The organism is Enterococcus sp. C76 (assembly GCF_040886985.1).
GTDB lineage: Bacteria > Bacillota > Bacilli > Lactobacillales > Enterococcaceae > Enterococcus_B > Enterococcus_B lactis.
Window position 1 is genome coordinate 374,110 of record NZ_JBFOEY010000001.1, and the last position, 18,048, is coordinate 392,157.

General features: G+C 39.6%; 13 protein-coding genes. 10 read left to right on the forward strand and 3 right to left on the reverse strand.

What is annotated here, in order from left to right:
• Window positions 1-2 precede the first annotated feature (2 nt).
• From AB3I00_RS01870 to AB3I00_RS01890, 5 genes are all read left to right on the forward strand, one after another.
• Window positions 3-734: an aspartate racemase gene (locus tag AB3I00_RS01870; protein ID WP_002329316.1), complete on the forward strand. Its 732-nt coding sequence runs from the start codon at window positions 3-5 to the stop codon at window positions 732-734.
• A 136-nt stretch (window positions 735-870) separates the two neighbouring features.
• Window positions 871-1,755, forward strand: a complete 885-nt coding sequence (rapZ, locus tag AB3I00_RS01875) for an RNase adapter RapZ (RefSeq protein WP_002292102.1) — start codon at window positions 871-873, stop codon at window positions 1,753-1,755.
• Window positions 1,752-2,750 carry a YvcK family protein gene (gene yvcK, locus AB3I00_RS01880; protein WP_002316327.1) on the forward strand — a complete coding sequence of 333 codons (999 nt, stop codon included), beginning with the start codon at window positions 1,752-1,754 and terminating at the stop codon, window positions 2,748-2,750. The genes rapZ and yvcK overlap by 4 nt, the downstream gene beginning before the upstream one ends.
• Window positions 2,751-2,783: 33 nt before the next feature.
• On the forward strand, window positions 2,784-3,719 hold the full coding sequence (whiA, locus tag AB3I00_RS01885; protein WP_002289698.1) for a DNA-binding protein WhiA: 936 nt from the start codon (window positions 2,784-2,786) through the stop codon (window positions 3,717-3,719).
• A 169-nt stretch (window positions 3,720-3,888) separates the two neighbouring features.
• A complete protein-coding gene (locus AB3I00_RS01890) occupies window positions 3,889-6,120 on the forward strand; it encodes an excinuclease ABC subunit UvrA (RefSeq protein ID WP_104764119.1) in 2,232 nt (743 codons plus the stop codon).
• A 118-nt stretch (window positions 6,121-6,238) separates the two neighbouring features.
• On the opposite strand, the gene AB3I00_RS01895 is transcribed toward AB3I00_RS01890, so the two are convergent.
• Window positions 6,239-6,760 carry a DsbA family protein gene (locus AB3I00_RS01895; protein WP_002314839.1) on the reverse strand — a complete coding sequence of 174 codons (522 nt, stop codon included), beginning with the start codon at window positions 6,758-6,760 and terminating at the stop codon, window positions 6,239-6,241.
• Between the two features lie 190 nt (window positions 6,761-6,950).
• On the opposite strand from AB3I00_RS01895, the gene nifJ reads away from it, so the two are divergent.
• The 4 genes from nifJ to glmM all read left to right on the forward strand — a co-directional run bounded on the left by nifJ (window position 6,951) and on the right by glmM (window position 14,267).
• Window positions 6,951-10,643 (forward strand): pyruvate:ferredoxin (flavodoxin) oxidoreductase, encoded by a 3,693-nt coding sequence (gene nifJ / locus AB3I00_RS01900; RefSeq protein WP_368024674.1) that lies wholly within the window; start codon window positions 6,951-6,953, stop codon window positions 10,641-10,643.
• A gap of 188 nt (window positions 10,644-10,831) precedes the next feature.
• Window positions 10,832-11,719, forward strand: coding sequence for a diadenylate cyclase CdaA (gene cdaA / locus AB3I00_RS01905; RefSeq protein WP_002287821.1), 888 nt, complete (start codon window positions 10,832-10,834; stop codon window positions 11,717-11,719).
• Window positions 11,716-12,888: a YbbR-like domain-containing protein gene (locus AB3I00_RS01910; protein ID WP_368024675.1), complete on the forward strand. Its 1,173-nt coding sequence runs from the start codon at window positions 11,716-11,718 to the stop codon at window positions 12,886-12,888. The genes cdaA and AB3I00_RS01910 overlap by 4 nt, the downstream gene beginning before the upstream one ends.
• A 23-nt stretch (window positions 12,889-12,911) precedes the next feature.
• A complete protein-coding gene (gene glmM, locus AB3I00_RS01915; protein ID WP_002292085.1) occupies window positions 12,912-14,267 on the forward strand; it encodes a phosphoglucosamine mutase in 1,356 nt (451 codons plus the stop codon).
• Between the two features lie 338 nt (window positions 14,268-14,605).
• Here glmM and AB3I00_RS01920 read toward each other — a convergent pair whose 3' ends face one another.
• Complete coding sequence (locus AB3I00_RS01920; protein WP_002314843.1) at window positions 14,606-14,830, reverse strand: hypothetical protein; 225 nt, start codon at window positions 14,828-14,830, stop codon at window positions 14,606-14,608.
• Window positions 14,831-14,979: 149 nt separating this feature from the next.
• Here AB3I00_RS01920 and AB3I00_RS01925 point away from each other — a divergent pair, with 149 nt between their 5' ends.
• Window positions 14,980-15,810: a helix-turn-helix domain-containing protein gene (locus AB3I00_RS01925; RefSeq protein ID WP_368024724.1), complete on the forward strand. Its 831-nt coding sequence runs from the start codon at window positions 14,980-14,982 to the stop codon at window positions 15,808-15,810.
• Window positions 15,811-15,963: 153 nt separating this feature from the next.
• Here AB3I00_RS01925 and glmS read toward each other — a convergent pair whose 3' ends face one another.
• On the reverse strand, window positions 15,964-17,769 hold the full coding sequence (glmS, locus tag AB3I00_RS01930; protein WP_368024676.1) for a glutamine--fructose-6-phosphate transaminase (isomerizing): 1,806 nt from the start codon (window positions 17,767-17,769) through the stop codon (window positions 15,964-15,966).
• Window positions 17,770-18,048: the final 279 nt, after the last annotated feature.

Here is an 18,048-nt window from a genome sequence, read left to right on the forward strand (position 1 = left end):
TCATGGAGAATTTTTTCAGTATTTTAGGCGGAATGGGCACGATGGCGACAGAAAGTTTTGTTCGCTTGATCAACCACCGAACGAAAGCTACAAAAGATCAAGAATATTTGAATTATGTCTTATTCAATCATGCAACAGTTCCTGATCGTACAGCTTATATTTTAGATCGATCAGAAGAAAATCCAATGCCGTTTCTGCTGGACGATATTGAGAAACAAAATTTATTGCGACCAAACTTCATTGTGTTGACTTGTAACACAGCACATTACTTTTTTGAAGAATTACAAGCGGCAACGGATATTCCTATCCTGCATATGCCAAGAGAAGCAGCAAATGAACTTGTCCGTCAGCATACGACAGGGAGAGTAGCGATTCTAGGAACAGAAGGAAGTATGAAAGCTGGAATCTATGAACGCGAAGTCAAAAATCTTGGATTCGAAACAGTGATTCCTGATACTGCGCTTCAAGAAAAAATCAATTATTTGATCTATCATGAAATCAAAGAGTCAGATCACTTGAATCAAGAACTCTACTATGAGATTTTGGAGGAAGCGGTAGAGCGATTAAACTGTGAAAAAGTTATCCTAGGTTGCACGGAATTATCTTTGATGCATGAATTTGCCGAAGATAACCATTACCCAGTGATCGATGCTCAATCTATTTTAGCGGATCGGACGATCGAACGTGCATTAGCTGAAAGAAATGAAGCATTAAATACAGTATCTGAAAAGTAGAAAAATCTTGGATTTGGGGCAAATATCCTAAAAGATATTTGGTCCAAATCTTTTTGTAAAAGAGAAAGAAAGCTGGTAATGATACGCCCGGAATGATATAATTTTATTATGTACAATGTGAGAGGGGTTCGTAAATATGACAGATAATTTGCAATTAGTCATCATAACAGGTATGAGCGGTGCAGGAAAAACAGTAGCTATCCAAAGTTTTGAGGATATGGGCTATTTTTGTATCGATAATATGCCACCTCGATTGATTCCAAAATTCTGGGAATTGATCAAAGAATCAGGTAAAGTCACAAAAATGGCTTTAGGAGTAGATTTACGTTCTCGTTCCTTCTTTGAAGAAATTCAAAACATGCTGATTGAAATCGAAAATACGAACTTCATCGACACTTCTATCTTGTTTTTAGATGCTTCGGACGAAGAACTAGTTGCTCGTTACAAAGAAACAAGACGAGCGCATCCGATGGCAATGGACGGTTTGATCACTGAAGGAATCCGTAAAGAGCGGGCAATATTAGACGACTTGAAAGCACAAGCTTCCGTGATCATTGACACCACGACATTGACACCACGACAATTACGCGAAAAAATCAACGAGTCTTTCAAGTCAAAGGGAGACCAAGGATTTCGAATTGAATTTGTATCATTTGGCTTTAAATATGGGTTGCCGATTGACTCTGATATCGTGATGGATGTACGTTTTTTGCCAAATCCTCATTATATTCCAGAACTAAGACCACTAACCGGTAAAGACCAGCCAGTCTATGATTATGTGATGTCCTTTGATGAAACACAATCTTTCTACCATAAATTCTTGGATCTTCTGGAAACCGTATTGCCTGGATATATCAAAGAAGGAAAAAGCAGCTTGACGGTTGCAATCGGCTGTACAGGCGGCCAACACCGTTCTGTGGCGTTGACTGAACGTTTGGCAAATGCTTTAGGAAAAACATATAAAGTCAATGTGACACATCGGGACAAGGATAAAAGGAAAGAGACGGTGAACCGGTCGTGAAAATGAAAACCTACCGGATAAGGAAACCAAAGATCGTAGTGGTTGGCGGTGGCACGGGTCTGCCGGTTATTCTAAAAAGTTTACGAAATCAGGGAGCAGATATCACGGCAGTAGTGACTGTTGCGGATGATGGTGGAAGCAGCGGCGCAATCAGAGAATCGATCGCTATGGCTCCTCCTGGTGACTTGAGAAATGTCTTAGTAGCGTTATCGGATATGCCGCAATTCTATGAAGATATTTTCCAATATCGTTTTAAAAAAGAAGATCAGTTCTTAGCGAATCATACGATCGGTAACCTGATCATTGCTGCAGTTTCCGAAATGCGAGGAAGCACATACGAGGCGATTCAATTATTAGCGAAAATGATGCATGTAGATGGACACGTCTACCCTTCTTCAGAAACGCCTTTGACCTTGCATGCGGTCTTTAAAGACGGAACGACTGCAGTAGGAGAATCTAAAATTGCGATTGATCGCAAAACGATCGATCATGTCTATGTTTGCAACACGAATGATAAAAGTGAAGCTAAAGCGGCACGAAAAGTCGTTTCAGCAATTATGGATGCCGACATGGTCGTTTTAGGTCCCGGCAGTTTATTCACTAGCATCCTTCCCAATTTAGTGATACCAGAAATTGGCGAAGCTATGATTAATACAACTGCTGAAACCGTGTATATCTGTAATATCATGACCCAAAAAGGGGAAACTGAACACTTCACCGATGCCGATCATATACGTGTCTTACACAAGCATTTGAAGCAGCCCTTTATCGACACGGTACTAGTTAATACGGAAAAAGTACCAGAAGATTATATGGACCCGGAAATCTATGATGAGTACTTAGTACAAGTTGCACATGATTTCCATGGATTGAGAAATGAAGGCTGTCGAGTGATTTCTACCGATTTCTTAGAATTGAAAGACGGTGGTGTCTTCCATGATGGAGACAAAGTGGTAGAAGAATTGTTCCGATTAGTTTTCGGTTCAAAATATTAAGCAATTTATTGTTGGAGAAAGGAGGAGAATAGGATGTCATTTGCTGCAGATGTGAAGAAAGAACTAACTGGTTTGGAAGTTCATCGAGAACATGCGAAAGCAGAATTAGCTGCTTTGTTGCGAATGAACGGCTCTTTAGGTATTGTGAACCAGCAGTTTATTTTGAACGTCCAAACAGAAAATGCTGCAATTGCCAGACGTATCTATTCTCTTTTGAAAGATCATTATCAGGTACGAAGTGAGCTACTCGTTCGTAAAAAAATGAAATTAAAAAAGAACAATGTCTATATCGTCCGCTTGAAGCAAGGCACAAAAGATGTGTTGATGGATCTTGATATTATGGATGGTATGATGTTCAATGGACATGTTTCGGACGAGATCATGGGGAATTCGCAAAAAATGCGTTCGTATTTACGTGGGGCTTTTATGGCCTCGGGTTCAGTCAATAATCCAGAAACAAGCCGTTATCATTTAGAGATATTTTCCATTTATGAACAGCATAACCAAGACATTTGCGATATGTTGAATTATTACGGACTGCATGCTCGAACGCTTGAACGACGCAATGGCTATATTTCCTATTTAAAAGGTGCAGAAAAGATTGCTGATTTCTTGACACTGATTGGTGCAACCAATTCGATGCTACGATTTGAAGACGTACGGATCGTACGGGATATGAGAAATTCGGTCAATCGCCTAGTTAATTGTGAGACAGCAAATTTGAATAAGACGATCGATGCGGCTTCTAAACAAATTGAAAACATCGAATTGATCGAAGCAAAGGTCGGTCTGCATGCCCTTCCTGAAAAACTTCAGGAAATTGCTGAACTCCGGCTTCAGCATCCAGAAGTCAGTTTGAAAGAGTTAGGGGAAATGATCCCCTCAGGTGCGATATCCAAATCGGGAATCAATCACCGCATACGCAAAATCAATGAATTTGCGGAAAAACTACGTGAAGAAGCAGTGTAATCCAATGTAAAAACTGATACATGAAGCAGAGATGCGGATGTATCAGTTTTTTTATTTGACAAAATATTACTTGCTTTTCTTTTCTTCTTCTGTCAAACTATAAATCCCTATCACTGCCCGTTGTTCGCCATAGATTTGTTTAAAAATCGATTTTAAAGGAGAAACAAGGATGACAGAGTATATTGAATTGATTCATGCACGAGAAAACAACTTGAAAAACATTGATTTGCGTATCCCAAAAAATAAAATTACTATCTTTACTGGCGTATCAGGATCTGGCAAATCTTCTATCGTTTTTGATACGATTGCACAGGAGGCAGGCAGACAGCTGAATGAGACTTTTAGTAGTTTTGCACGTAATTTTTTGCCTAAATATAGCAGACCTGATATTGATGAGATCAAGCATTTATCGACAGCTGTATTGATCAACCAGAAGAAACTGGGAGGAAATGCTCGATCCACTTTAGGTACTGCAACGGATATCCAGGCACTTTTTCGAATTTTATTTTCACGCTTTGCTGAACCGTCATTGGGTTATGCCAATGCGTATTCATTTAATGATCCTCAAGGTATGTGCCCTGTCTGCCAAGGAATTGGAAAAACGATAACATTGAATATCGATGCCGCGGTAGATGCGACACGCTCACTAAATGAAGGAGCAATTTTGCTTCCGAATTTCACGGTAGGGACTTGGTATTGGAAAATGTATGCAGAGACTGGTTTATTCGATCCAAACAAACCAATCTCCGAATACACATCAGAAGAATACGATCGATTATTGTATGGAAAAGCAGAGAGAATCAATATACCAGGTGCGGGAGATATGAATGTGACTTATGAAGGGATTGTCACTCGATTCATGCGAACCAATGTCCATACTGAAAAAGAAACAACGAAAAAAACAGCAAAGGTTCTTGAGACATATACCAAGATGGATACTTGTCCAGAATGCCAAGGAAAACGTTTCTCACCCGAAGTCCTAAACTCTAAAATAAACGGTTATAATATATACGATTTGACAGCAAAAGAATTATCTTCACTATTACAAATACTAGAAACGTTAGATAACAAAGAGCGTCATCCGTTGATTGCCAGTATCAAAAAACGTATCCAAGATTTGATTGATATTGGATTAGGCTATATGACATTGACACGCGAGACCTCGAGTTTATCTGGAGGGGAATCACAGCGAGTAAAAATGGTGAAGCAATTAGCTAGCAGTTTGACTAATATGATGTATATTTTTGATGAGCCAAGTACAGGATTGCATCCTAGAGATGTCCACCTACTTAATGATTTATTGAAAAAAATCCGGGATGAGGGGAATACAGTTCTGGTAGTCGAACATGATCCTGATGTCATCAAGGTGGCCGATCATATCGTGGATGTAGGACCTTATGCTGGAAGTCACGGCGGTGAGATCATGTATACTGGGGATTATGATGGATTACTGGAATCTGGTACGTTAACGGGAAACTATTTGCGACATCAATTACCAATCAAAAAAGAAGTACGGACATTTTCAGAAACCTTCATTAGCCGCCAGAGCTCTTTGCATAATTTAAAAAATATTCGTTTAGAAATCCCTAAAGGTGTATTTACCGTTGTTTCAGGGGTAGCTGGTTCTGGCAAGAGTACATTGGTCAATCAAGTATTTGTAAAAGACTTTCCAGAAAGCCTACTTATTGATCAAAATCCAATCCATACGAACAAACGGTCAAATCCAGCCACATTCAGTGGGATCATGAATAACATTCGGAAAGCTTTTGGTAAAGAAAATCAAGTTGATGCTGGATATTTCAGCTACAATTCTAAAGGGGCTTGTCCAGAATGCAAAGGAACGGGTGTAATCGAGCTTAATCTATCCTTTATGGACAAATCAGAGGTAGTTTGTTCAAATTGCCATGGGAAACGTTATGATCCAGCTGTTTTGGATTATCGTTATCGTGGAAAAAATATCGTAGAAGTTATGGATATGACCATAGAAGAAGCACTTGAATTTTTTGATGAGAAAGAGATCCAGCGAAAGCTTGAGAATCTAAAAGAAGGTGGTATTGGTTATCTGACTCTTGGACAGCCGATGGATACCTTGTCTGGCGGAGAAGCACAAAGGCTGAAATTAGCTAATGAATTGAAAACAAATGGACAAATATACATTCTAGATGAGCCAACAACAGGACTGCATATGTCAGATGTCGAAAATGTGATTCGAATTATCAATAACTTAGTGGATAAAGGGAACACGGTCATTGTTATTGAACACAATCTAGATGTGATCCGAAGTGCTGATTGGATCATTGATCTTGGACCAGAAGGTGGATCTGGTGGTGGAAATATTCTTTATGAAGGGATTCCAGGAGGATTAAAGAACGCACAAACGATCACTGGAAACTATATCTGATTGAATACTGTTTAGTGGAGAGGTTGTGACAGAAGCTACTTCTGGAACACCGTTTATTCGGAAAAAACATACTAGGAAAGGGCTGTGACAAGACTTTTGTCACAGCCCCCTTGTTGTTTTATTTTGCTTGGATCAATTCTTTTAGTTTTTCTTTTGAAATAGATTCATCAAAGATTTCTTTACCCAAGATGACAGTTGGAACAAATCGAATATGTGCTTGCTCAGCTTCGTTTATGATAGCTTGGCTCAGCTGTTCGTCTTTTTGTTCTGCCAGCCCTAATTTATCTGCTGCAAAATCCGCTACTCCTTGGAGCGAAAGATGTTTCCACTCGTCTTGAGTATCGAATATTTGTTTAATCTCTTTGATTGCTTGTTGTCCATCGCTGATCGTGATATACCGGTGCATCACGTTTCCTCGCTGCAAGCTTTCTTTTTCTTTATCGAATAATTTGATCACTCTCTGTAATTGACCGCTTTGGACGGCTTCTTCCAATAGCTCATGAGATTCTTCAAACCATTGTCGGCAATATGGGCAAGCTAAGTTGATGAATTCGATCATTTTTTTAGGAGCATCTGATGAACCATAAGTAATACCTTTTTCTGTAGTTGTTTTTGTTGCATCAATCACTGATATATCCATGTAAAAACACCTCTTTCGGTTATAGTTTACACATGTCTGACAAAAAAAGGCAACGATTTAGATTGTTTTTCTAAAAAAATGATTGAAATAGACGTATGTGAAATATTTTTCTAAATAAAAGAAAAAATGGAATATTTTACGTTATAATGGAACAGATAATAAGAGAGAATATGAACAAGGATGATGAATCATGCGAAAAATGAAAACAATGGACGGCAATACGGCAGCCGCGTATATTTCTTATGCTTTTACCGAGATTGCTGCAATATATCCGATAACGCCAAGTTCGACCATGGCTGAATTAGTCGATCAATGGTCAGCAGCAGGAAAAGAAAATGTATTTGGTCAACCAGTAAAAGTAGTGGAAATGCAGTCCGAAGCAGGAGCAGCTGGCGTGGTTCACGGTTCACTGAAAACTGGTGCGCTGACAACTACATATACCGCCTCACAAGGGTTGCTTTTGATGATACCGAATATGTATAAAATTGCTGGGGAACTGCTGCCAAGTGTTTTTCACGTTGCTAGTCGGGCAGTGACGACGAATGCTTTAAATATATTTGGAGATCATGGAGACGTGATGGCTGCAAGACAAACAGGGTTTGCGATGCTAGCTGAAAGCAGTGTGCAAGAAGTGATGGATTTAGCACCTGTTGCCCATCTTGCTTCCATTGAAGGCGAATTGCCTTTTTTGAATTTCTTTGATGGGTTCCGTACGAGTCACGAAATTCAAAAAATCGAAGTTTTGGAATATGAAGAATTAGCTCCTTTGGTCAATCAGGAGAAATTAGCTTCTTTTCGTAAACGAGGGATGAATCCCAATCATCCGACAGTTAGTGGCACGAACCAGAATCCAGATATTCATTTTCAACAACGGGAAACAATCAATCCGTATTATGATAAGTTACCTGCAATCGTACAAAAATATATGAAAGAGATCAATCGATTACGAGGTACTTCTTATGATTTGGTGACTTATTACGGAGCAGCTGATGCAGAAGAGGTCATTGTTTCGATGGGATCAGTTGCACAGACGATTGAGCAAACAGTTGATTATTTGAATGCAAACGGACGGAAAACAGGTTTTTTGAATATCCATCTTTATCGACCTTTTCCAGTGGAAACATTTGTGCAAAAGTTACCTCATACAGTAAAAGCAATCGCTGTTCTTGATCGAAGTAAAGAGCCAGGAGCAGGGGGAGAACCCCTTTTATTAGACGTTCAAAGTGCGTTATATGATTCTGAATTTCGCCCGGCTATTATTGGTGGTCGCTACGGATTAGGTTCGAAAGATGTGACGCCCGATCAAATCTCGGCAGTTTTTGATGAATTGCAAAAAGATCCAAGTATACGCAAAAAACGGTTCACCGTAGGGATCGTGGATGATGTGACTTATCAGTCTTTGGAAACAAAAGAAAGTCTAGATTTAACAGAACCGCAAACATTCCAAGCAAAGTTTTGGGGATTTGGATCTGACGGAACAGTTGGTGCAAATAAATCAGCCATCAAGATTATCGGGGATCACACAGACAAATATGCTCAAGGCTATTTTTATTATGACTCGAAAAAATCTGGCGGTCTAACTGTCTCTCATCTTCGTTTTGGAGATACGCCGATACGTTCAGCGTATCTTGTCGAGCATGCGGACCTTGTTGCTTGTCACACACCAGCTTACCTGCATAGCTATGACTTGGTCAAAGGATTGAAGCCAGGTGGAATCTTTTTACTGAATACTCTTTGGAGTGACGAACAATTAGAAACGCATCTGCCGATAAAATTAAAACGTTACTTGGCTGAAAATAACATTCGGTTCTATACGATCAATGCCATGAGATTGGCCCAAGAAGTTGGTTTGGGACGCCGAATCAATACGGCAATGGAAACAGCATTTTTTAAATTAGCTGACATCATTCCATTTGATGAAGTGATCCCGTTGCTAAAAGAAGAAGCGCTAAAAAGCTACGGGCATAAATCAATGGCTATCGTAGAAAAAAACATACAGGCAATCGATCGGACAATCGAACTGCTTCATGAAGTTGTGATTCCAGAAAATTGGAAAACATTGGAGATGCCTGAAAAAATCAATAAAAGAAACAGGGGGTATGTACAAGAAATCCTTGAGCCGGTGAATGCACAGGAAGGGAATCATCTCTCTGTTGGTACGCTTGTAGCAAATGGAATGACAACTGGCGAAATGCCTTTAGGAACGGCTTCTGTTGAAAAGCGAGGTGTCGCTTTAGAAGTACCTGAGTGGATTAGTGATCGCTGTACGATGTGTAATGAATGTGCCTTTGTTTGTCCTCATGCTGCCATCCGTCCATTTTTAGCAGATGAAGAGGAAATGGAAGAAGCGCCAGAAGGATTTATCGTGAGAGAAATGCGAGGCGCAGACGGCGTAAAATACCGTATCCAAGTTTCAGTGGAAGACTGTACAGGTTGTGGTCTGTGTGTAGAGGCTTGTCCCGCAAAAGGCAAAGCTTTAGTAATGAAACCTTATGAAGAACAGAAAGAACAAGCTATGAATTGGGCTTTTGCAATGACGCTAAGACAAAAAGAAAATCCAGTGAAAGGGAAAAACACGGTTTTATCGACACAATTCAACCAACCGCTTCTTGAATTCTCAGGCGCTTGCTCAGGCTGTGGCGAAACACCTTATGTAAAATTATTGACACAAATGTTCGGCGATCGAATGATGATCGCGAATGCGACAGGCTGTTCTTCTATTTGGGGCGGTGCCTCTCCAGCTTCGCCTTATACGACAAACGAATGTGGTCAAGGGCCTGCATGGTCAAATTCTTTATTGGAAGATAATGCTGAATTTGGTTATGGTATGCTTCTGGCGGCACAGACTCGTCGTGAGGCTTTGGCAAATTCAATCAAAGAAGTATTGCCAAAAGTATCAGAAGAACTGCGAGAATTGATGGAAGACTGGTTGGAACATCTCTTTGAGAGTGAAGGAACGCAGCAAAGAGCAGCAAAACTGCAAGCAGCGATCGAAAACGAACGATCAATTGTCCCTGAATTGGAAGGTATATACAAGAGAAGAGATCTATTCGTAAAAAACAGCCAATGGATGATTGGCGGAGACGGATGGGCTTATGACATTGGTTTTGGCGGGATCGATCATGTACTTGCTAGCGGAGCAGATGTAAATATCCTTGTTTTGGATAACGAAGTCTATTCCAATACTGGCGGTCAAACATCAAAAGCAACACCAGCTTCAGCAATCGCTAAATTTTCAGCTAGTGGAAAATATGCTTCAAAGAAAGACTTAGGGATGATGGCGATGACATATGGGAATGTCTATGTAGCACAAATCGCTTCAGGTGCCAATCAAATGCAGACAATCAAAGCATTTGAAGAAGCAGAAAAGTATCCTGGTCCTTCTCTGATTATTGCCTATACACCTTGTATCACACATGGTTTGCTTGGTGGAATGAAAGAATCGCTTAAAGAAGCAAAAGAAGCTGTTTCTTCTGGTTATTGGTCATTATATCGATATAACCCTACAATGGTCGAAAAAAACAAAAAACCAATGACTTTGGACTACAAAAAACCTGATTTCTCTGCTATGCCTGATTTCATGAGGAAACAAGTTCGCTTTTCCTCGCTAGAGAACGCAAATCCAAATCTTGCAAAAGCTTTATTTGAAAAGACTGTCCAAGATGCTAAAACACGTTTTTACAACTATGCTGCACTGTCAGGAGAATTAGAAAAAATCAAGAAAAGACTTGAACCAGAAGAGTCTATTGATGTAGTCGTTAAGACGAGAAAAGAAAAAACGACGGATCTTGAAGCGGAAGAAAGAAGAGCAGCCCGAAGAGCCGCCAGAGCAGAACGACGTAAAAAAATGGAACACGTTGCAGAAGAAAAAAGTGAAAAATAACAGAAAAAATGTAATGAATAATTCTCTGAGGTTTTAAAAATTTTATTCTAGAGAAAAATAAAACGCATACTTGTAATTTTCTTGAAAATTATGTGTTTTTCTCAAGAAAAAAACGAGCAGATCAGCCTCTAAAATTAAAACATATGATATACTAGAGAGGAAATCTCAAAAGAGAAGAGAGGCTTTTTATGTCATTTCAAATCGGGGAACTTTTTAATTTGGACTATTGGCAGCAAATGTTTTCCGGTGACTTGTTCTCTCTGAATTTTTTGGTGAACATACTTGATATTCTGGTTGTCTGGTATCTTGTATACAAACTGATCCAACTGCTGCGAGGCACAAAAGCGATTCAGCTTCTGAAAGGTGTAGCTATTTTTATTGTTATCCGAATCGTAGCGGAAATCATTGGTCTGCACACCTTGTCTTGGTTGATGAACCAAGTCATCACGTACGGGGTGATAGCTGCTATCGTGATTTTTCAGCCGGAAATCCGGAGAGGACTGGAACATCTTGGACGCAGTTCGCTTTTCAAACAATCAAAAAGCGAACAGCAGGAAGATGAGAAGATGATCTTGTCTTTTGACAAAGCCATCCAATATATGTCCAAGCGAAAAATCGGTGCGCTGATCACTATCGAACGTCATACTGGATTAGATGAGTATATTGAGACAGGGATTGCTTTAGATGCAGATATCACTGGGGAGTTGCTGATCAATATCTTTATTCCTAATACACCGCTGCATGATGGTGCAGTTATTGTAAAAGAAGGAAAGATCGCAGTAGCAAGCGCCTATCTTCCACTATCAGAAAGTATGTTGATTCCTAAAGAATTCGGGACTCGACACCGGGCAGCTGTCGGTATAAGCGAAGTCAGCGACGCGATCACCATCGTTGTCTCTGAAGAAACCGGGGACGTCAGCATCACGTTAGACAATGAACTGATGGCTGGCTTATCCCAGCAAGAATATTTGGCAATCTTGCGTAGAGAACTAATTGCTGAAGAGAAAACAAAAAATAAGAAAAACGTGATTCAATCTTTCCTAGACGGTATGACTAAGGGAGGGGATCGCAAATGATCTCAAAAGAGAAACGGACAAGTATTCTTTACAGTTTTATTGCATTGCTGTTCAGTATTGCACTGTACTTCAATGCAAATGGACAGTCCGTTCAAAACACGCTTTCTGGAAATGAAGCGTATAATCAAACAGTCACTGGTGTACCAATCAAAATTTCTTATGATTCGCAACGCTATTATATCCATGGATATGAAAACACAGTGACGGTCAAACTTTCCAGTGCCAACCGAGTCCAGTTGAATGCAGAAGCAAACGAAGATACACGGATGTTTCGCATCACTGCAGATATCACTAAGCTTGGCGAAGGAACACATGAAGTTCCGCTGAAAATTCAGAACTTGAGCAGTGCTGTCACAGCAAAGATGGAACCATCGACTATTACAGTAACGGTTGAGAAAAAGGTGACAAAAGATTTCGATGTGGAAACATTGATCCCTTCAACGATCACACCATCTGGATATGAACTAGATGATACTTCCGTTAGTCCTAAAAAAGTCTCTATCACTACAGGTGACAAAACGTTGGCCGAAATCAAACGAGTAGTAGCTGATGTGGATGCTTCGATGGTCACGGATGATGGCATCAATAGTAAAGTGCCGATACAAGCGCTGAATGCTGCAGGAGAAATATTAAGTATCATTTCCGATCCAGTGCAAGTAACTGTGAAAGCTGATGCAATCAAACCAAGCAAAACGGTACGACTTTATGGGACGCAACAAGGAACACCGGCTGCTGGGGTTGAAAGCTATGATTTCAGTTTTTCAGACTTGGAAGCAGAAGTAAGCGGATCTAGCGATTTGCTTGCATCAATCAGCGACAGTATCGCTGTACCGATCAATGTCTCAGGAATCAGTCATCGAACAACTCGTAAAATCGAAATACCAGTAGAAGAAGGACTAAGTATCAAACCTAAATCAGTCAGTGTGGAGATTACACCCGTAATGCAAACGTCAAGCAGCAGTTCCGCTTCGACAAGCAGTCGGACACAAGAAGATACAAATACAAGTACAAGCACTTCATCTGCTGATTCAGTAACGGTACCTTCAACAACAACGTCCATTTCTTCTAGTTCGGGATCTGCAACAAGCAGTTCATCCACGAGTACAGAAGAAACATCGCAAACAAGCGAATCAACACAAATGAGCAGAACAAATTCCTCGGAAAATTAAGTTAAAGGAGTAATTTTACAACTATGGGTAAATATTTTGGAACAGACGGCGTCCGCGGTGAAGCCAACAAGGAACTTACGCCAGAACTTGCATTTAAGCTGGGACGATGCGGAGGTTATGTCCTAAGCCAGCATGAAGAAGAAGGAAAACGCCCACGCGTACTAGTGGGGCGGGATACAAGAATCTCAGGTCAAATGTTAGAAGAAGCGCTGATTTCAGGACTTTTATCGGTGGGTATCGAAGTGTTCCAACTAGGTGTGATTTCTACGCCAGGTGTTGCTTATCTGACACGATTACAAAAAGCAAGTGCAGGAGTCATGATCTCTGCTTCTCACAATCCAGCGCAGGATAATGGAATCAAATTTTTTGGTGCAGACGGTTTTAAATTAGTAGATGATCAAGAACTAGAAATCGAAGCGTTATTGGATGCAGAAGTAGATGAATTGCCTCGTCCATCAGCTGATGGTTTGGGAACTGTAGAAGAATTTCCAGAAGGTTTATTAAAATATTCTCAATTCCTTGTACAAACGATCAATGGCGATCTTTCCGGTTTGACGATTTGTGTCGATGCAGCAAACGGAGCAACTTCAACAAGTGTCAATCGTTTGTTCGCTGATCTTGAAACAGACTTCTATACAATGGGCACAAATCCAGATGGTTTAAACATCAATGATGGGGTAGGTTCTACACATCCAGAACGTTTAGCTGAGATGGTCGTTGAAAAAGGAGCAGACGCTGGTCTAGCTTTCGATGGCGATGGCGATCGCATCATCGCGGTAGATGAACTTGGGAATATCGTCGATGGTGATAAAATCATGTTTATCTGTGCTAAATACTTAGCTGAAAAAAATCGCTTGAAAAAAGACACTATCGTTACAACTGTGATGAGCAACTTAGGCTTTCACAAAGCGGTAGAAGGAATCGGTCTGAAAGATGTCGTTACACAAGTCGGTGATCGTTATGTTGTAGAAGAAATGCGCAAAAACGATTATAATTTTGGTGGCGAGCAGTCTGGACACATGATTTTCTTAGATTTCAACACAACTGGTGATGGGATGCTTTCAGGAATTCAGTTGTTGAATATTATGAAACAGACGGGTAAAAAATTATCTGAGCTTGCAGCAGAGGTAACGATTTATCCGCAAAAATTAGTGAATATCCGCGTAAGTGATAAAAATGGTGCGATGGATGTTCCAGCAATTAAAAAAGTGATCGAAGAAGCAGAAGCTGAAATGGGATCAGAAGGTAGAATCCTAGTTCGTCCTTCCGGCACAGAACCATTACTTCGTGTGATGGCAGAAGCGCCTACCGATGAGAAAGTCAATTACTATGTCGATAAAATCGCGGCAGTAGTCAAAGAAGAAATTGGTCTAGATTAAGAACCTAAAATATAAGACAAAAAACAAAGACCAGTGACGGTTATTCGTTGCTGGTCTTTGCTTTTTCTTTTATTTAAAAACATATTGTGTAAGAAATATTATACCAATGTAAGAGATGAAAAAAATCAACATCACTAGTAAAATAGCACGTTTGGGCGCTCTATCTGCTTTTAATCCTATTTTTTTGTGGATATGATCAAGAATAATATAACTAGGAATTTGAGCCAATAGATAGACGTAATAATAGTTTTGCCCGTCCGCAATAAGGAAGTATAAAACAAGAGAAGCAACTATACTATCAAAAAAGAGAATAGACCAGCGTAAGAGCGTTAATTTTGTTACCATCGAAAATCATAGGTAGAACTCCAGCGTGCTTCAGTCAAGGTTATTCTACCAGTCCCTCTATTGCCGTTAGCATCTATATAACTATCATTTTTGTAAACATCAGGCTTGATAGTGGTAGTATCTAATTCAGAAGCAAGGGAGACGATTGCAGTAGAAGTCAGGACGAGTGAGGAAACAACAATTGTAGTGACAAAAATAATAAGCATTTTTCTTATCATAGGACAACCTCCATTTTGTTTTTGTTATAATATGAGTATAATAGTTTCTTTGTTACCCTTATATTTTATAATCATCGAATTGTTTTTGGTAGATTTGTTGCATAAGCTCACAAAAATTTTGGAGGGAGAAAAAATTGAGGTTTGGCGAAATGTATCGATATATAAGGAAAGGGAAAGGAATGACTCAAAAAGAAGTTTGTAATGATTTTTTAGATAGGACAACTCTTTCGCGGATTGAAAAAAATGAGACGGAGCCAAGGTTTGAAAATGCTTGTTATTTATTAGAGAGGATAGATGTATCTTTAGATGAATTTAGATATTTGGCAAATATAGAGAATAGAGATAATCGTACAAGGCTTATTGAGGATTTTTATTCTATTATTTCAAATACAGAAAGTGCACAGATAAGAAAGTTGTATAGACGATGTTCAGAATTTACATCTACTTGTTCAGATAAAAAAATAGAAGAAATCCTGTTGATTTTACGCTTGTATTTATCTGCTGATCCTATAGACTTTGATAAAACAGAATGCAAAGGGTTGGTGACTCCGATTTGGCAGCGGCTTTCAAAAATAGAGGTGTGGACATTAAGAGATATTCAAATATTTGCGATCATTTCATTCCATCTAGAAATCAGCACGTTAGAAATAATGTATCCGATTCTATTAGCTACGCTTGATAGATATAATCGATTGGATGTTGTCGATACAGTAAGACTGACACTTTTGATGAATATCTCTCAAATATATATACAAAAAAATCTTGTAGAAGATGGCCGATACATGTTGAATCTAGCAAAAGATATTGCGAAACGAGCAAAACGAGCTGATTTTCTAGGCGCGATCTTCGTAAGATTAGGGTACTGCCAAAACGATACAAAATTAATGCAAAAAGGGTTTGATTTACTTGAAGTAGTTGAAGAAACGGAATTAAAAGCCAAATTATTAAAGGAACTCCAATATTATAGACAGAGAAAGTGAACGATTTATTGAAACGAGGTTTTAAAAAGTAAACGGGAAATAAAGTAAAAATACCGAACACTAAAAATCAAATTTTTTGGTGTTCGGTACATACTATGCTTTTATTTTTTTACAAAAGACTGCAAAAATCAAATGATTTCCCGTACAGAAACGTTACTCAACTGTCACTGATTTCGCCAGATTACGTGGCTTGTCAACGTCAAACCCTCGTAACAGTGTAGCGTAATAGGCAAGTAATTGAGTCGGTACGACTGTGGCAAGAGTAGACAGATAAGGGTGGACTGCTGGCAGTACTAATTGGTCATTTTCCTTTTCTAATCCTTCTGAGACGATAACTAATGTTTTAGCACCACGGCTTTCGACTTCTTTCAGATTACCTCGAGTATGCGCGCCAGTCACTTCTTCACTGATGATTCCGATCACGGGTGTTCCTTCTTCAATCAAAGCAATTGTTCCGTGTTTCAATTCACCAGCAGCAAAACCTTCTGCCTGGATATAACTGATTTCTTTCAATTTCAAAGCGGCTTCAAGAGAAACGTTGTAGTCTGCCCCGCGTCCGATATAAAAAGCATTTCTTGTGTCACTGAGGTATTCTGCAGCCAGCTCCTCTAAATAATCTTTCTGGGCAATGACCGATTCCATCGCATTTGCGACTAAACTCAATTCATGAGTGATATCGAACGAAAGAGAAGTTTCTACTTCTTTTTTGTCACCGATAGCTTTGGCTAATAAAGTCAGTACTGCTATTTGTGCAGTATAAGCTTTCGTTGATGCTACTGCAATCTCAGGTCCGGCATGCAACAATAGGGTGAAGGACGCTTCTCGCGAAAGAGTAGAGCCAGCAACATTTGTAATCGTAAGTGAAGGATAGCCAAGACGGTTGATTTTTACCAGCACTTGCCGACTGTCCGCTGTTTCGCCACTTTGACTCAAGAAAATAAAGAATGGTTTTTTTGAAAGAAGAGGTGTGTTATAGCCGAATTCACTAGCTAAATGAACCTCGACAGGAATCTGTGTCAATTCTTCCAAAGTCTGTTTACCAGCTAATCCCGCATGGTAACTAGTTCCGCAAGCAACGATGTAGATTCGATCGCTGTCAGATAATGTATCGATCAGTTTTGGATCAAGAGGGACCCGATTGTCTTCTGTTACGTATTTTTGAGCAATACGGCGCATGATAATAGGCTGTTCGTCGATTTCTTTCAGCATATAAAAAGGATAGGTGCCTTTTTCAATATCTGAAGCATCTACTTGCGCTTCAAATGAAGAACGTTCCATAATGTCGCCCGCAAAATTTTGGATAATAATTTTGTCTGATGTAACGGTAACCATCTCTTCATCTTCGACCTCGACGAATTTCTTCGTATGAGCAAGCATAGCCATTGCATCGCTGGCAATCACATTGAATCCATCACCAAGTCCGACTAACAATGGGCTTTTGTTTTTTGCTACATAAATCACATCAGGTGTTGTACGATCAATCAAAGCGAAAGCATAAGAACCTTTGATGATGCGCAAAGCTTTTAAAAATGCCTCTTTTGCCGTCATATCCTTCGCAAAAGTTTCAATCAGATGAGCGATAATCTCAGTATCTGTCTCACCGATAAAGTGATCATCTGTTAAATAAGCATTTTTAAGTTCTTCGAAGTTTTCGATCACGCCATTATGGACGAGCACGAAACGTCCGCTTTGTGAAGTATGTGGATGGGCATTTTCCTCAGATGGTTGTCCGTGGGTTGCCCAACGTGTATGGCCGATGCCTATATTTCCTGTAGTATCAGAAGTTATTCTCTCTTTTAAATTTTGGATTCTGCCTTGTGCCTTGACTAAATGATCTGTCGTGCCATCTGAGACAAAGATGCCAGCTGAATCATAACCGCGGTATTCCAATTTTTCTAGCCCGCCAATCAATCCTGGTGTTACATTTTTTAATCCAATCATTCCAACAATTCCGCACATAAAAAACATCCTACTTTCTATAATGAATTCGTATGAATGCTTCCAGCTGCAGGAAAATCCTTTTGTTTTATCTTTGCAGATACTTTTTGTGGATCTTCTGTAGAGTGCAGTCCCTAGGGTCATCCGCCGAATCTTTCGATAAACCCTCTCCTCGTCATCTGTTTACACAGACCAGGCGCTATCCTAAAAGGTATAACTATCCTCCTTTTTTATTTTTTATCTGGAAACATTTAAAATCATACCCTTTTGCGAATGTTTTTGTCAACAAAAAAAGAATAA